The sequence below is a fragment of the Synechococcus sp. CS-1328 genome, assembly GCF_025128095.1.
Classification (GTDB): domain Bacteria; phylum Cyanobacteriota; class Cyanobacteriia; order PCC-6307; family Cyanobiaceae; genus CBW1002.
This window is the reverse complement of the sequence record NZ_JAHLYT010000013.1, coordinates 1-14695: the sequence shown is the minus strand read 5'-3', so window position 1 is coordinate 14695 and position 14695 is coordinate 1. Positions and strand designations below refer to the sequence as shown.

The following is a 14695-nucleotide window of genomic DNA, read 5'->3' as shown; positions in this document are numbered from 1 at the left end:
TCTGATGCCCTTGTGACGATGGGCGCCACGGAGAAGCAAAGCCTCGATGAAGGCACAACCTCCCTCGCCGACATCAAGAAATACGGCATGAGCTACAACTGGGAGATACGCGGCAAAAAGATCAGCGGCTACTGCAATGTGGATGGCAAGGGCACCATCACCGAGTTTAAGCAGGGCCTCTGATCCGCCTCCGCCCCCGTTCCTTTGCGAGGGGCCTAAGAGTTTGCTGAAAAAACCAGCCGCCTCTGCGATAACTAGGCATCTATCCCATTCTCAGTGGACGGCACGTTGCTACAGGCCTGGGCGTCACACGCTTCGTTGAAGCGGATCGATGGCCAGGAGGATCCTCCGCCTCCGCCCCCAGGTCCTGGCGAAGGATTCGGTGCTCCCAAAGAAGGCAAGAAGCGAGCAAATGGAGACTTTAGCGGCATCAAGCTCAGTACAAGACCCACCGCTCCAGCACGGATCCAGAGGCCTGGCTGGCCCGCAAATCCAATGCCCATCCAGCGCAGCTGAGCTATCGAGGCCATGTGTTGTAGCCCTTGACTTCCGCGTAGCGGTTGGACAACCGCCATGACCTGATCGTCGATTGCCGCGTCACACAGGCCATGGGCGCTACTGGGAGAGTTCGACTGCCGGCAGCGTGCAAAGCAACAGCAGCAGACTGTGAAACACCAGCTTGAGCAGCAGCAGTGATAGAGGGTCGCAGAGGATCAATGACGCCTGAGTTATGTTCAAGAAATCAGTGGATCTGCCTTTGGCGGCTTGAGCAGAAGGAAGTTACTTCGGTTCGCCAGGCTTTATCGCAACAAAGGCAAAGTTCTGGCAGGATGGCCTAAAGAGAAACGAGAGAATCCGATCGAGATACTCCAGGCAATCACACAAGAAAACTTGATTTCCCAGACAGCTGAGAGGCCCCGAGAACAAATTCCTGGGCAGGACTCCATAGAGGGTGATGAACTCCACAGAAAACCCAGCCTGATCCAACAGATTGGCGACCTGATTGCGGCGGAATAGATATTGATGATGATACTTCCCAGGCAGCAGCCTGGAGAGCGCCTCAATGGGGCTAAGCGCGTTGGGGAGGTGGTAGCCAATCAGTCTGCCGCCATCTCGAAGGATTCGGTTGATTTCCCGCAGGCTTTCGATCTCTGTCCCTCCAGTCTCCCGCACGTGCTCAAGCACACCGATGGAAAGTACCGTCTGGAAGAAGCCGGAGGGCAGAGGGATACTGCTGCCATGGTGCTTGTTGGCCACGTGAATGGTCATGCGGCCATCACGACATGCCTCGGAGCCAATCAGAGCTGGCGGCCTGAAGGCATAGCAATGAATCTGGGAGTAGCCCGCCTCCAGCAGAAAACAGGAGACATGGCCATTCCCACATCCCCAGTCCAGGATAGGAAGGTGCAAGGGTGCAGAGTCCAGAACCATTCGGTAGGCTCTGTAGTACTGGCCAGCACTGAAAAGGGAGCCAAAGTGTCCTCGCTTGCGCAGACTGTGAAGGTCTCCGCCTCTGCCCTGAATCTTCCTCGAGACAGAGGAGAAGTTCACTCGGACAGCAAAACAAAAACTATTCTGCTGGGAGATCTGAATTTCAGACAACCCCAATCCAGACACTGCATTCTGACAGGACCTGTCCTGCAGTCCATCAGGTCCTTCGATGCTGTCAATCGAACCAGGGCTGGATTAAGATTTCCCGGCTGGAAGCCGTACTTGGATCTGCATCAGCGCTGCGGTCGAAATCCCATGCGCCGAGTGATGGGGCTGTGTCTCCAGTGGGCAGGGGAACTGGAGGCAAGGGAACCGGAGGCAGGGGCGAGTGACTTTGGCGGAAACAGGAAGGCTGAAACAACTTCTCCTGACTGAGGCTTTCCACCCTCAACCGCTGGCATGCAGTCTGTTTCGCTGATTCTATCGCCATTCCAGCGCAATCAGCCGGCTTGCTGATTATTCGGGGTGCCCTCTATATGACATCAGCTTCTTGCCGATGATGCGGGAGGTCTATGAGTCCACTCCGGGCGCTCTCGGACTATCACTATTTGGTTCTTACTGAACTTGACCCCAGATTCCCTGTCGTTTCGAATTATCGCCCTACTCTGCCTGTTTAGAGCATTCAGAGTTACACAGACTCAGTGATATTCGGTTCATCATCGCCATGCAAGCCTCTGGCAAAAATCAGATTGACCGGCACTGTTTACCCTTTGGGAATCATCTCGACCTCTTCGATGCCGGCGTTGGTCTCGGTACCTGTGGCCAATGTCATCCAGGCACCGGGTTGGAGAAGGCCCTCCAGGGCTGCCTTGGCGTCCAGACCAGCCGCACCTTGAACGGATCGCCGTAAGGGGTGACAACGATCGTGTTGCCTTCAAGCACCCTAACGACCCGGACGTCGTCGGGTGGGGGCGGGGGAATGGCGAGATCCGGAGCGCCTGATCCTGACAGCAGAAGGGCAGAGAGCCCAACGACACCGCGATTCACTGCGCAATCCCTCCCTGAGGGCTGAGTTTTCAGCCCCCTACCACCAGGGCGTCGACAATCTCATAGCGCTCGAGGTTATCCCCCAGAGTGAGCACCGAAACATCCCCGCGCCGCTGCACCGAGAGCTTCTCGGGCTGATCGGAAGCGACAGCCTTGCCCCTCACGAACAGGAACTGACGCTTCTGGCCCCCAGGGATCGTGACCACCACCGTGGCGCTGTTGTTGGCCCGGCGGATCACGGAGGCCTTGCAGCTGGCACCCTTGCCGCTGCTCCCGGACACACAGGGCACATCCGCAGAGGCGTGATACGGAGTGCCGGGGATCAGGGCATCGCGGGAAGCGGGCACGGGGGCGAGGGGAGCACCGCCGATCCCCATCGTCAGGCTGTAGGTGCTGGCTTCATTGCGGCGCGCCGCTGGGCGCATCAGGTACACCCTCACCCTGACGTCGCCATCGCTGGGCAGGAGCCCACGAAAGCGGTTGCCGGAGCTGCTGCCGATGAACAGAGCAGTGTCCGTGCCCGCCGCCAGCACGTTGAAGTAGTTCTGCGGGTTAGAACCCTTGAGTTCCACTGTCAGGGTCTGACCGGCGCCGGCCCTCAGTTTGTAGTCGACGGTCTGGTCGCCCTTGAGTTGACCCTTGAGCAGGGTGGAATCGGCTCCGGATCGAAACGTGACCCTTTGACTCTCGATCGCCACTTGGGCTAGGGCGCCTGCTGCAGGAAGGCTGATCGCCAAGAGGCCAGCGGCGGCAAAAGCGAGTGGAGCTCGCATAGAAACCAACAAGATATGAACTTGGAAGTCTACCTCGCTTGCTCTTGCGCGCACATTGAATCGTCCACTTCATTGCTGGCCATTCAACTCGCTGAAAGGTATGACGTGTAGCTCGGAATCAGCCCCTTTGCACTTGTGGATCTAACGCCCCGGAACAGAAGCGGGTAGGTTCTCGTAGAAGGAGTGAGACAACGATCGCTCCCTTTGTCTGCATCGCGCAGGGCTCTTTACGAAAGTGGCTATTCTGCACCAATGAGGCAGGCGTCACGATGTCGCCCTCACTGAGAACACGCAACGCCCGCGGTGATGTCAACGAGTGGCCCTGATGCCGAGGAAACAATGTATGGACTGTTTCGGCCCATTGTCGTCAAGGGTACCTAAGGAGTTCATGGATATCTCCAGCCCGTATGAGGTCCCCGAGGCGTCGGAACTGCGGGTCGACACCGGCAGCCAGAGTCTGGAGGAGGGCGTCATCCCGCAGGCGAGCTGACGCGCCGCGCTATGCCGATCGCTCAGCGCAGGGAGAGCAAGCGCCCCTTCATGTCGGCCAGTATGTCTGCGGCGCCGCGATCGTCGAGTTGCTGCTCGATGTGGAAGCAGGTGAGACTGAGCTGCTCGTTGAACGTGAGGGCCCCGAGCACCGCCAGGGGCCGATCGGGCAGTGCCACCGGCTCTACGTTGGCTACAAAAAACAACCGCTGCAGAGTGATGGTGCCGTGCTGAGAGTGCACCGGCACGCGGCCAAGGTTGGTGATCAGTCCGCCCTGACGCCAGCTCCGCTGCCAGAGCTGCTGCGGCGAGGGCCCGTCGTCGAGAGCCGCCGTAATCGCATCCAGGGCCTGCAGCGGGGCACCCTCCTGCAGCTGGCGCTGGAGCACCCGGTGCAGCTGACCAGCCAGGAGCTCGAGGGGCGCCTCCGGGTCCACGGCCACCGGCGTGTCCACACAGACGCGAAGCAGGCGCATCAACTCCCAGGGCAGGGCCGGGGCCGCCAGGTTGCGCAGGTTCACCACGGTGGTGGCGGTGGTCTGGGCCGGCAGCACCTCCGCTGCCACAAGGGCCTGCAGGAAAGCGGCATGCAGGGTGGCATTGAGGCGCAGGCCGCGTTGGCGCGTCCAGGCCATCACCGCCTGGGTGGCGGGCGCGCTGAGTTGCTCGAGCCCGTAGCTGGTACTCAGGCCCACGTCCTGGCGATCGGGCAGGTGGCTCACCGCAGGAGGCTCGGGCCGCGGGCTGGCGAAGGCCTGGCTGAGATCGGGGGTGGCGGCATCCCAGTCGGGCTGGGGCGGAGCCTCAGAGCCATCAGCGGCAGCGGCCAACAGTGCAAACAGCCGCTGCACCAGCGCCATGGCGGAGAGGCCATCGGCAATGCCGTGATGGAAGGTGAGCAGTAGCTCACCGCCCGCATCCCCCGCCAGCCAGCTGACCCGCCACAACGGTTCGCCGCCACCGCTGAAACGCTGCCGCAATGCCTCCATCGCAACCGGCTTCCAAGCCTGGGAGGCCACCTGCGGATCGTGGTTGGCTGGCCAGGGCTGCACCGTCACCGGAATGGGCGCTGCGCAGGCCGCGAACCGGCAGTGATCCCCCTCCCACAGCAACGTGCTGCGCAACAGCTGGTGCTCGGCCTGCAGGACAGCCAGAGCCTGCTGCAGACCAGCCGAACCCAGAGGACCGCGGTAGCCGGCAATCACCGTGAAGTTCATGTTGCCGGAACTGCCGGCATCCAGCAGGCATTCGGCGCGCTCGAGCACATTCATGGGCGACCGCTCCAGCGGCATGGAACCCCCAGCCTGTCGTAGCCACCAAACCCGAAGTGAACAGCACACCGGGGGAGACGTGCGCTTTCGCGGCTCCGAACCTGGTGTGACTTGGCACACAAACCGATCACCATCGGAAGGACGGCTCAGCAACGACGACCCCTTTGATCGGGTGCCGGCCTACAGCCATCACAGCGCCACTGAACTGTTCGTTGTGCTCCGAGGCCGTGTGTTGTTCTATCGGAAGGACCACTTCATCAGCGCCAGCGGTGGAGACGTTGTGCTGGTACCACAAGACACGACTTGATTCGATGCTCTCAACGCTGAGGGTTGCTGCCTGCTCGAGGTCTTTCAGCTCTCGAGACCAGTGAACCCTGGATCTGAGCTGGAGCCTGCGCTTGCAAGCTCCTGGATCAGCCTCCGGCCACCGCCACCGCCGGCAGAGCTACGGATCACTGTTCTGCAGGCACCTTCACGGCGGCTGGAGGCTGCGCAGCTGGGCAGCTCAGCCATGACCATCAGCCGGGGGCTCAGCACCTGGCCCTGTCCGGCTTGTAGGAGTCCGTCTACTGCGGACTCATAATCCGCAGGTAGCGACACTGTGGGGGTTCAAGTCCCCCTGCCCCCATCTTGATGACCACACTTTGAGCAGCACCGAAGGTGGCCAGGCACGGCATGTGCTGCTCACCGGTGCCAGCTCCGGCATCGGCTTCCAGGCGGCGGTCCAGCTGCTGCAGGCCGGCCATCACCTCACCGTGCTCTGCCGGGATTCCTCCACTGCCGATCGCCTGCGCCACCAGCTCAGCAGCCGGCTTCAGACCACTCTCTGCGATCTGGCCGATCTGGCCAGCATCGAGGCCTGTGCGGATGCCCTGCTGGCTGCCGCAGAGCCGATCGACACGCTTGTGCTGAACGCCGGCCTGCAATACAGCGGTGCAGCTGAGCCCCGCTGGTCAGCGCAGGGCTTTGAGCTCACCATCGCCGTGAACCACCTGGCTCACCAGGCCCTGCTGCAGCGGCTGCTGCCCCTGCTGCTGCAGGGCACCGCGCCGCGGCTGGTGGTCACCGCCTCGGAGGTGCACGACCCCACCACAGCTGGCGGAAAGGTGGGCCGGCCCGCCGGTCTCGCTGACCTCGCCGGGCTGCGGCAGGGGCCCGGCGGCGCGATGCTGGATGGCAGTGCCTTCCATGCAGAGAAGGCCTACAAGGACAGCAAGCTCTGCAACCTGCTGATGGCCCGGGAGGTGGAGCGGCGGCTGCGTCAGCAGGGCATCTTCTTACCCGTGCTCGCCTGGAGCCCAGGGCTGGTGATCCCGCGCGGCATCGGCGGCTTCTTCCGCTACAGCCGCCTCCAAAATCCGATCGGGCAGATCCTGTTCGCCCTGGTGGCCCGCGACCTGCTGCGGCTTACCGAAACACCCCGGGGAGCTGGTGCCCTGCTGGCGGGCCTGGCCACTGGGTCACCACCGTCGCCTGCTGGATTTCACTACTGGACCAACAGGGTGCTGGGCCCAGGCAGATTGCGGTTTGAGGCCAGCGAGCCCAGTGCTGAGGCTCGCTCGGACGACCTGGCCCGCGAGCTCTGGACCCTCTCCGCCCAGCTGCTGGGGATGGCGCCAGAGCAGGGTCTCCAGCAAGTAATCCCCAGGCGAATGCCGTGATGCCGAACGGCCACTAACCACCCACCCTTATTCCGCAACCCCGCGAACCTATCGATCACGTGCTGGGGCACGCCAACCTGCTGGGCGATCAACACCATCAACTGTTCAAGTCGGACGAGGCGTCCCTCCAGAGCCTCGATAGCGGTCTGCTTGCCTTTGGCGGGAGGAGTTGCCTGCTTGCTGCAATGCTGCCACTATCGGCGGCAACATCAGCATGTCGCTGCCTGCGGTGCCGATGATTGCTGATGAGCAAAAGCGATGGCAAAGTCTGCAATAAAAATGCCAGAACCTATCGAATTCCAACCATCGCTGATGGTCCTGAAATGGAAGTCATCCTTGTTGACATGGTCGACACTGTTGGTCCTTTTGGCGCCGCGTATCTACAAAGAACTCTTGCCTGCGCTCCATCAATCAGCGCAGGTGATTGACCGGTGATCTGTCCATCCTGAAGCCGCACGATCCTGCCACTGCGATGGGCCACCGCCGGATCGTGGGTTACCAGCACGATCGTGAGACCCTGGGCATGCAGGCTGGAGATCAGCTCGATCACCTCCTGCCCCGTTCGCGAATCGAGGGCGCCGGTGGGTTCGTCGGCCAGCAGCAGTTCCGGCTGGTTGACCAGGGCCCGGGCCATGGCCACCCGCTGCTGCTGGCCGCCGGACAGCTGATTGGGTCGATGGGCCAGGCGATCGGCCAGCCCCACCTGCGCCAGCATCTCCTCGGCCCGCTCGCGCCGTTCGGACCTGGGGGCGCCGGCATAGACCAGCGGCAGCATCACATTTTCGAGGGCGGTGAGCCGGGAGAGCAAATTGAATTGCTGGAAGATGAAGCCGATCCTGAAATTGCGGATGTCGGTCAACTCATTATCATTTAACAGGGTCACATCTCTGGCGTCAAAGTAGTAGTGGCCGCCGCTGGGCTTTTCCAGGCATCCCATGATGGTCATCAAGGTCGATTGTCCGGATCCAGAGCTGCCCACGATCGCGGTATAGTCTCCCCGCAGGATTGTGAGATCGATGCCATGGAGAATCTCCACGGATTCTCCACCCATCTGATACGTCTTGGTGATCGCTCTCAGTTGCACCATCGGCGGATTCCAGTCAGGGGTCAATCACTCCGGCTCAATCACTCCGCAGCGCCGTGATCGGGTCGAGCGTCGCTGCCTTGCCGGCGGGATAGGCCCCGAAGAACACTCCGATCACCAGGCAGAACCCCAGGGAGAGTCCCACCGCATCCAGGGCCACGCCGGCACTCCACCCAAAGGCGGCGTTGATCAGCAGGGAGGCGACCACGCCGAGGGCCACCCCCAGCACCCCGCCCACCAGCGAGAGCACCATGCTCTCGATCAGAAACTGGCGCAGGATGTCGCTGGAGCGGGCCCCGATCGCCCGGCGGATGCCGATCTCCCGCGTCCGTTCTGAGACCGAGACCAGCATGATGTTCATAATGCCGATTCCCCCGACCAGCAGGGAAATCGCCGCTGATCCACCCAGCAGAGCGGTGAACACGCCCGCCACCGAGTTGGAGGCGTTCACCAGATCCGCCTGGCTGCGGATCAGAAAATCATCCTCTCGGGGGGGCAGGATCCTGTGCCGCAGCCGCAGCAGGTTGGTGATCTGAGCCTGGGCCGTTTCCATGCTGTCGGCGCTGCGGGCTGACACGGAGATGCTGTCCACGGAGACACCGGCCTGGGCATTCACCCCCACGATGCGGTTGGCCATCGTGGTGAGCGGAATGATCACCTGATCATCCTGATCGCGGAAGGAGTTGGTGCCCTTGAATTCGAGGGTGCCGATCACCGTGAAGCTCTCCCCCCGGATCCGGATCTGTTGATCCAGTGCCCCCTGCGGCGTGCTCCCCAGGCTGTCCACCACCGTTTGGCCCAGCACGGCCACCCGGGCGTCCTGCTTGAGTTCGGCCTCGTTGAAGAAGCGGCCGGTCAGGGGCAGGACATCACGCACCCCCACGATGTTGGGTGTGGTGCCCACGATCGAGGTGTTGGTGTTGCGCTCGGCCAGCACCACCTGGCCCCTGGAGCTCAGCACCGGGGCCATCTGGGCCGATCGTGACCATGGCGATCAGGGCCGCGATTCCGATGATCACCCCCAGCATGGTGAGGGCCGAACGCATGCGGTTGGCCAGCAGCGACGACCAGGCCAGGACCACGCTTTCGCCCAGTTCTGCGGCCGTGCGGTCGGTGCGGCGCTGCCGCCTGACGGCTCCTCGGGGTAATGCTCCTGCTGGCTGGCTGGTGGGGCATCAGCGTCAGCGGGGTAGACGAGCGCCGCCGCCGCCGCCCGCCGGTTGTCCGAGGGGGGAGGCGGCGGACACCGAACGGTTTAGTTCTGGGTGATCACCCCCGAGAATGGCGCCCGAATCAGCGTGTCGTTCACCTGGGCCTGGATCGTGGCGAGGGCTCCGCGGGCCTGCTGGACCTGGGCGCGGCCGGTGTCGATGTCCTCCCGGCGGGGGCCGGCCCTGAGCAGGTCCAGCTGGGCGCGCAGGGCATTGACCCGGGCCTCTGCCGCCAGGACCTGGGAGCGGCTGGTGTCGAAAGGCAACGCGGGCCACGGCACCCGACCCATAGAGCTCCTGGTTGCTGCGGTAGGTGGAGCGCACGGCGATTAACTGGGCGGTGGCTTCCTGGAGGTTGCGCCGGCCCTCTTCGATCTCCAGGGGGCGGTTGCCGGCCAGCAGTTTGTGGAGGTTGGCCTCGCCACCACCCGATCCCCTTGATCCACCAGCAGTTGGCTGACGCGCCCAGGCTGCTTGGGGCTGATGTTCACGGGCGTGATCGGCCGGATCGATCCCGCTGCCGTGACGCGGATCGCGATCGCGCGCTGCTGCACCGCGGTGGTCTGGGCAGCAAGCGCACGCTCCTCCTGCGAGCGCCGGTTCTGCTGCCACAGCAGCCAGCCGCCACAGGCCAGGCCCACCGTCAACAGGGCGATCAGCGGCAGGCGCTTCCTGATCCCAGTGCGGCTTGGTGTGAGGGTCGGTGGACCCAAGGGAAGGGAGAACGGAGGGTCTGCATCCACCACCCTCCCTAGCCAGGGTGACCAGACTGTGACGCACAGGATCCATCGTTGTGACCGGCCATGACCCCGACCCGCGTCCTTCAGGAGCCGTCGGGCGCGACAGGACTGGACGATCCGGTGCTCGTCTACGACGGAGGCTGTCCGTTCTGCAGTCACTTCGCCGTCCTCAGCGAGCTGCGCGGCGGAATTCCCGGTCTGCGTATCGTCGATGGCCGCGCCGCTGCGGAGCTGCGGCACCGGCTGGCAGAGCGAGGCTTCCATCTGCGGGATGGGGCGATGCTGTTGCAGGGGGAGCAGGTGCTGCATGGCGCTGAGGCGATCACCTGGATCTGCGAGCGCGTGCGCCCCAGCGCCCCCTTGCTACAGGTGCTGGGTCCGTTGTTTCGGCGATCGGATCGGGGCCGGCGCCTTTATCCGTTGCTGCTGCTGGGCCGGCGCCTTGCCCTCGCACTGAGAGGTCTGCCCGTGGATCCTGATGGGCCGTCGGTGTCGCTGATGCAGCATGGCCAGCGGTAGATCCTTGGGCGCTCAGGAATCCGATGACCGATGCAGCCACACCCGACGCAGCCACCTCTGCGGCAGCCACTCTTGAGCTCCCCACCTGGCTGAGCGACCTGGGTGATCTCTTCGATCAGGTGGAACAGGCGGCCGGAGTGCCCCTGCAGGCCCTTTGGGTGTCGGATCTGGAGGATCAGTCGGTCCTGCTGCCCGCCAGCGACGCCGATCCGGTGCATCGCATTCTCTACAAGGACAACACCCACGAGGCCACCCCCTATCTGGTAGCGATGGAGGCGGTGCAGCTCCTGCGCGTTCTTCAGGCTCCCGGCGAGCAGCAACTGGCGATGCAGCCGCGGCGGGAGGCGCGCGAGCGGCTGGTGAGCGAGGCGGAGCGACGCAACAAGGATCTCTCGCTGGCTCAGCAGCGCCGGGTGGGGCTGAATCTGTACACCACCACCCTCAGCCAGTTACGCACCGTGCCGCCGGCGATGGCGGTGGATCGCTGGTTGTCTGAGCAGATGCCCCGGCTGCGCAGCCGCCAGGACGCTTTCCTGCGGCAGCAATGCCAGGACCTGGCGGAGGGCCTGGCCCTGGGCATGGATCGGCGCATGCCTCCCCTGGTGCTGCAGGCCAACCGGGCCATGGATGCCGCCTACGCGATCCATGCCGCAACCCTCAGCGGCCTGCCGGAACTCTCGCTTCCGTATCGGGGAAGTGCCTGGGAGGAGCTGGGCACCGAGCTGCTGCAGCTCGCCCAGGCCTCGACATCTGATGCGGCCGAAGCCACGGAGGAGAGCGATCCGGATCGCCAGGTGATTGACGCCTGGGCCGAACGCCTGGGCATCGCCCGCTGGTATCAGTGGAGCTGAAGAGCTGCTGGAGTTGAAGCGCTGCTGGAGTTGATGCTCAGCGATTCAGCCGCTCCATCCGCCAGGTCACGAAGGTGCCTACCGGGCTCCAGAGCAGGAAGGGCACCAACAGCAGCGCCGCCGGCCGCGACACCGGAAGCACGACGGCAGCCAAACCCACGCCCCAGATCCAGCCCGCCAGGCCAACGGCAGTGCCGTTTCGCAGCCGGCGCGTACGACAGATCACCCAGGTGTAGCTCTGCACCAGCAGCAGCAGCACCAGGAAGCCGGCCATGGTGCCAACGCTGGCCGTTGCCTGCCACACCAGCAGGGCCGAGCCGTAGAAGCAGAGGTAGATCACCAGCCAGATCAGCGGGATCCATCGCTCAAAGGTGAGCCAGGTCGGCCGTCGTAACTGCAGAAACCATCGGAACTCCGCGCGCGACGGATTGAGCAGCGCCCCAACGGCCACGATCACGGCCAGGATCACCAGTGCAGCCAGCATTGCCTTCCTCCGATCTCCCCCAGGCTGCAGCATCGTTCCCGTCAATACGCCAGGTGCGCTGCATGGCCGAGCCCGCGCCGATTCGCTCCATCGATCCAGACAGCCTTGATGGCGGCGCCCTGTATCGGCTCTGCACCAGCCTGGTGGTGCCCCGGCCGATCGCCTGGGTGAGCAGCGTCAGTGGCGACGGCCAGCCAAATCTGGCGCCGTTCAGCTTCTTCAATGCCCTGAGTGATCAGCCGGCGGTGCTGATGGTGTCGATCGGTGCCCACCGGGATCGCGAGAAAGACACCCTGCGCAATCTCCGCCAGACCGGCTGTTTTGCGGTGCATGTGGTGGAGGAAGCGCTGGTGGAATCGATGAACATCACCGCCGCCGACTATGCCCCGGGCATCAATGAATTCGAGGCGGCGGGGCTCCGGGCCGTGGCCTGCAGCCGCATCGCGGCCCCCCGGATTGAGGCCGCTGCGGCCTGCATGGAATGCGATTGCATCGATCTGATCCCCGTGCCCGGCACCCGTTTCACCATGGCCCTCGGCCGCATCGTGATGATCCATGTGCAGAGCCGCTGCCTGACGGATTCTGGGATGGCCTCGCCCGAAGCGCTCCGCCCCGTTGGGAAACTGGCCCTGAATGCCTATACCAAACTGGGCGAGCTCTTTGAGCTGCAGCGTCCCAGGCTGGGTTGATCCGGATCCGCCAGGATGGCGGCGCTTCCATCGGCCCGGCATGCAGGCGTTCGTGGCCCTGTTCGCCCAACTCGATCACACCACCGCCACCCGCTCCAAGGTGGAGGCCCTGGCCGCCTACTTCCGCGCCACCGCTGCCCGTTCACCCGCCGATGCGGCCTGGGCGCTGCACTGCCTGCTCGGCAAGCAGCGCCGCCGGCTGATCACCGGTCGCCGCCTGCGCCAGATCTGTCTGGAGGGCACCGGCCTGCCGGACTGGTTGTTCGACGACTGCCACGCCCAGGTGGGTGATTCCGCTGAAACCATTGCCCTGCTCTGGGACCAGGCCGCACCACCCGCCTCGGATCCCACGGATCTTCTCCCTCCCATGGCCCTCCCCCTCGCCCACTGGATGGAGCAGCTGCTGCCGGGACTTGCCGGGTTGGAGGGCGAGCCACAGGCGGCTGCCGTGCAGGCCCTCTGGCAGCAGCTGCAGCCCCAGGAGCTCCTGGTGGCCAACAAGCTGCTCACCGGTGGCTTTCGCGTCGGTGTGGCCCAGGGCCTGGTGATCCGGGCGCTCGCCCTGCTGAGTGACCTCGAGGAGCCGTTGCTGGCCCACCGCCTCATGGGCGGCTTCCAGCCCGGTGCCGCCGCCTGGACGCAGCTGCTGGCTCCAGCCGACGCCGGCGGCGCCTGCAGCAGCCGCCCCTATCCCTTCTTCCTGGCCTCCCCGCTGGAGACCAGCACGCACCCACCTCTGCCGGGCTCCCCGACCGACTGGCTGGTGGAGTGGAAATGGGACGGCATCCGCGGCCAGCTGATCCGTCGCGCTGGCGAGAGCTTCCTCTGGAGCCGCGGCGAAGAGCTGATCAATCCGGTGTTCCCCGAGCTGATCGCCCTGGCGGACAGCCTTCCCGATGGCACCGTGCTCGACGGTGAGGTGATCGTCTGGCCGCTGAACGCCGATCGCCCGGCCCCCTTCGCCCAGCTGCAGCGCCGCCTCGGCCGCAAGGCACCGGGCCGATCGATCCTGGCGGACTGCCCCGCCGCCTTCGTGGCCTACGACCTGCTCGAACAGGGGGGCCGCGATTGCCGTTCCGAACCCCTGCGCCTCCGCCGCGCCGCCCTGGAGGCTCTGCACCGGCAGGTCGCTGCGGCGACACCCACCCCCGCAGCCGGGCTCCTGCGCCTCTCCAGCCTGCTGCCCTTCGATGACTGGGACGGGCTTGAACCATTGCGGCACCAGGCCGCCGCCGCCGGTGCGGAGGGTCTGATGCTCAAGGCCGCCGCTTCGCCCTACCTGGCCGGTCGGCGGCGGGGCCACTGGTGGAAGCACAAGAAGGAACCGCTGCGCCTCGATGCGGTGATGCTCTACGCCCAGGCCGGCAGCGGCCGCCGCGCCAATTTGTACACCGACTACACCTTTGGTCTCTGGGAGCGGGATCCCGCCGATCCCAGCGGCGATGCCGGCCAGCTGGTCACCTTTGCCAAGGCCTATTCCGGCCTCGATGATGCCGAGATCACCGAGCTCGACCGCTGGATCCGCAGCCACACCCTGCAGCGATTCGGGCCGGTGCGAGCCGTGGCGCCGGAGCAGGTGTTCGAGCTGGCCTTCGAAGGTCTGCAGCCCTCCCGCCGCCACCGCAGCGGCATCGCCGTGCGCTTTCCCCGCATCGCCCGCTGGCGTCGCGACAAACCCGCCGCCGAAGCCGACAGCCTCGCTACGGCGTGGCGCCTGCTCCAGAATCAGCCCGATTCTGGCCAGCGCGATCCGGGGCAGCCCGATCCGTGCCAGTCCGACCAGGCCCAGTCCGATCCGTCCTGACCCCGGTGGAACGGAACAACCGCAGCCACCGTGCCCTGCTGGCACCAATCGAGGCCTGGTTCAGCCAGCGGGGCTGGCGGCCGATGCCATTCCAGCGGCAGTGCTGGACCGCCGATCTGCAGGGCCGCAGTGGCCTCATCCAGGTTCCCACCGGCTCCGGCAAGACCTACGCGGCGGTGATGGGCCCGATCGCCCAGCTGCTGGCCGAGGCGGAAGCCGCCGGCGGAGATGGCCTGGCTCCCGGGATTCGCCTCCTCTATCTCACGCCGCTGCGGGCCCTCAGCCGCGATCTGGCGCTGGCCATCCGCGAACCGATCGAGGAGATGGGCTGGCCGTTGCGGGTCGGCATCCGCAACGGCGACACCAGCAGCAGTGAGCGGACCCGTCAGCTGCGCATCCCGCCCCAGATCCTGATCACCACGCCTGAGTCCCTGTCGCTGCTGCTGGCGAACCAGAAGGCCGCGATGCTGTTCGCTCGGCTGGATGCAGTGGTGCTCGACGAATGGCACGAGTTGATCGGCAGCAAGCGCGGCAGCCAGAGCGAGCTCTGTCTCAGCTGGCTGCGCCGTCAGCGGCCGGGGCTGCGCACCTGGGCGATCAGCGCCACGATCGGCAACCTTGAGGAGGCGGCGCGCGCCCCC

General features: G+C 64.8%; 15 protein-coding genes, 1 tRNA gene and 1 pseudogene. 9 read left to right on the top strand and 8 right to left on the bottom strand.

From position 1 onward, the window contains the following. The coding region (locus tag KQ310_RS02235) for a hypothetical protein (RefSeq protein ID WP_259720162.1) at positions 1-183 on the top strand (183 nt) is incomplete at its 5' end. Positions 184-270: 87 nt separating this feature from the next. After that, a pseudogene (locus KQ310_RS02230) lies at positions 271-665 on the top strand (IS5/IS1182 family transposase); the annotation flags it as partial. 115 nt (positions 666-780) lie between these two features. On the opposite strand, the gene KQ310_RS02225 reads toward KQ310_RS02230, so the two are convergent. The 3 genes from KQ310_RS02225 to KQ310_RS02215 all read right to left on the bottom strand — a co-directional run bounded on the left by KQ310_RS02225 (position 781) and on the right by KQ310_RS02215 (position 5011). Then, on the bottom strand, positions 781-1431 hold the full coding sequence (locus tag KQ310_RS02225; protein ID WP_259720164.1) for a bifunctional 2-polyprenyl-6-hydroxyphenol methylase/3-demethylubiquinol 3-O-methyltransferase UbiG: 651 nt from the start codon (positions 1429-1431) through the stop codon (positions 781-783). A gap of 1076 nt (positions 1432-2507) precedes the next feature. Then, complete coding sequence (locus KQ310_RS02220; RefSeq protein WP_259720161.1) at positions 2508-3176, bottom strand: hypothetical protein; 669 nt, start codon at positions 3174-3176, stop codon at positions 2508-2510. A 587-nt stretch (positions 3177-3763) separates the two neighbouring features. Further along, a complete protein-coding gene (locus tag KQ310_RS02215) occupies positions 3764-5011 on the bottom strand; it encodes a phthiocerol/phthiodiolone dimycocerosyl transferase family protein (protein WP_259720160.1) in 1248 nt (415 codons plus the stop codon). Positions 5012-5535: 524 nt separating this feature from the next. On the opposite strand from KQ310_RS02215, the gene KQ310_RS02210 reads away from it, so the two are divergent. Both KQ310_RS02210 and KQ310_RS02205 read left to right on the top strand, forming a co-directional pair. Further along, positions 5536-5639, top strand: a tRNA-OTHER gene (locus tag KQ310_RS02210). Positions 5640-5655: 16 nt separating this feature from the next. Continuing rightward, a complete protein-coding gene (locus KQ310_RS02205) occupies positions 5656-6672 on the top strand; it encodes an SDR family NAD(P)-dependent oxidoreductase (RefSeq protein WP_259720159.1) in 1017 nt (338 codons plus the stop codon). Between the two features lie 289 nt (positions 6673-6961). Here KQ310_RS02205 and KQ310_RS02200 read toward each other — a convergent pair whose 3' ends face one another. From KQ310_RS02200 to KQ310_RS02185, 4 genes are all read right to left on the bottom strand, one after another. After that, positions 6962-7783, bottom strand: a complete 822-nt coding sequence (locus KQ310_RS02200; RefSeq protein ID WP_259720158.1) for an ABC transporter ATP-binding protein — start codon at positions 7781-7783, stop codon at positions 6962-6964. 10 nt (positions 7784-7793) lie between these two features. Beyond that, positions 7794-8726 carry an ABC transporter permease gene (locus KQ310_RS02195; protein ID WP_259720157.1) on the bottom strand — a complete coding sequence of 311 codons (933 nt, stop codon included), beginning with the start codon at positions 8724-8726 and terminating at the stop codon, positions 7794-7796. Positions 8727-9011: 285 nt separating this feature from the next. Then, complete coding sequence (locus tag KQ310_RS02190; protein WP_259720156.1) at positions 9012-9233, bottom strand: hypothetical protein; 222 nt, start codon at positions 9231-9233, stop codon at positions 9012-9014. Between the two features lie 63 nt (positions 9234-9296). After that, complete coding sequence (locus tag KQ310_RS02185; RefSeq protein WP_259720155.1) at positions 9297-9680, bottom strand: efflux RND transporter periplasmic adaptor subunit; 384 nt, start codon at positions 9678-9680, stop codon at positions 9297-9299. Between the two features lie 90 nt (positions 9681-9770). Between KQ310_RS02185 and KQ310_RS02180 the strand changes: the two genes are divergently transcribed. Both KQ310_RS02180 and KQ310_RS02175 read left to right on the top strand, forming a co-directional pair. Next, positions 9771-10226: a DUF393 domain-containing protein gene (locus tag KQ310_RS02180; RefSeq protein WP_259720154.1), complete on the top strand. Its 456-nt coding sequence runs from the start codon at positions 9771-9773 to the stop codon at positions 10224-10226. A gap of 23 nt (positions 10227-10249) precedes the next feature. Then, complete coding sequence (locus tag KQ310_RS02175) at positions 10250-11077, top strand: hypothetical protein (RefSeq protein ID WP_259720153.1); 828 nt, start codon at positions 10250-10252, stop codon at positions 11075-11077. A 37-nt stretch (positions 11078-11114) separates the two neighbouring features. Here KQ310_RS02175 and KQ310_RS02170 read toward each other — a convergent pair whose 3' ends face one another. Beyond that, positions 11115-11561 (bottom strand): TspO/MBR family protein, encoded by a 447-nt coding sequence (locus tag KQ310_RS02170; protein WP_259720152.1) that lies wholly within the window; start codon positions 11559-11561, stop codon positions 11115-11117. Between the two features lie 62 nt (positions 11562-11623). Between KQ310_RS02170 and KQ310_RS02165 the strand changes: the two genes are divergently transcribed. From KQ310_RS02165 to KQ310_RS02155, 3 genes are all read left to right on the top strand, one after another. After that, positions 11624-12250: a flavin reductase family protein gene (locus tag KQ310_RS02165; RefSeq protein WP_259720151.1), complete on the top strand. Its 627-nt coding sequence runs from the start codon at positions 11624-11626 to the stop codon at positions 12248-12250. 40 nt (positions 12251-12290) lie between these two features. Then, positions 12291-14054 carry an ATP-dependent DNA ligase gene (locus KQ310_RS02160; protein ID WP_259720150.1) on the top strand — a complete coding sequence of 588 codons (1764 nt, stop codon included), beginning with the start codon at positions 12291-12293 and terminating at the stop codon, positions 14052-14054. An 83-nt stretch (positions 14055-14137) separates the two neighbouring features. Next, positions 14138-14695, top strand: a 558-nt coding sequence (locus KQ310_RS02155; protein WP_259720163.1) for a DEAD/DEAH box helicase, incomplete at its 3' end; no start/stop codon positions are given.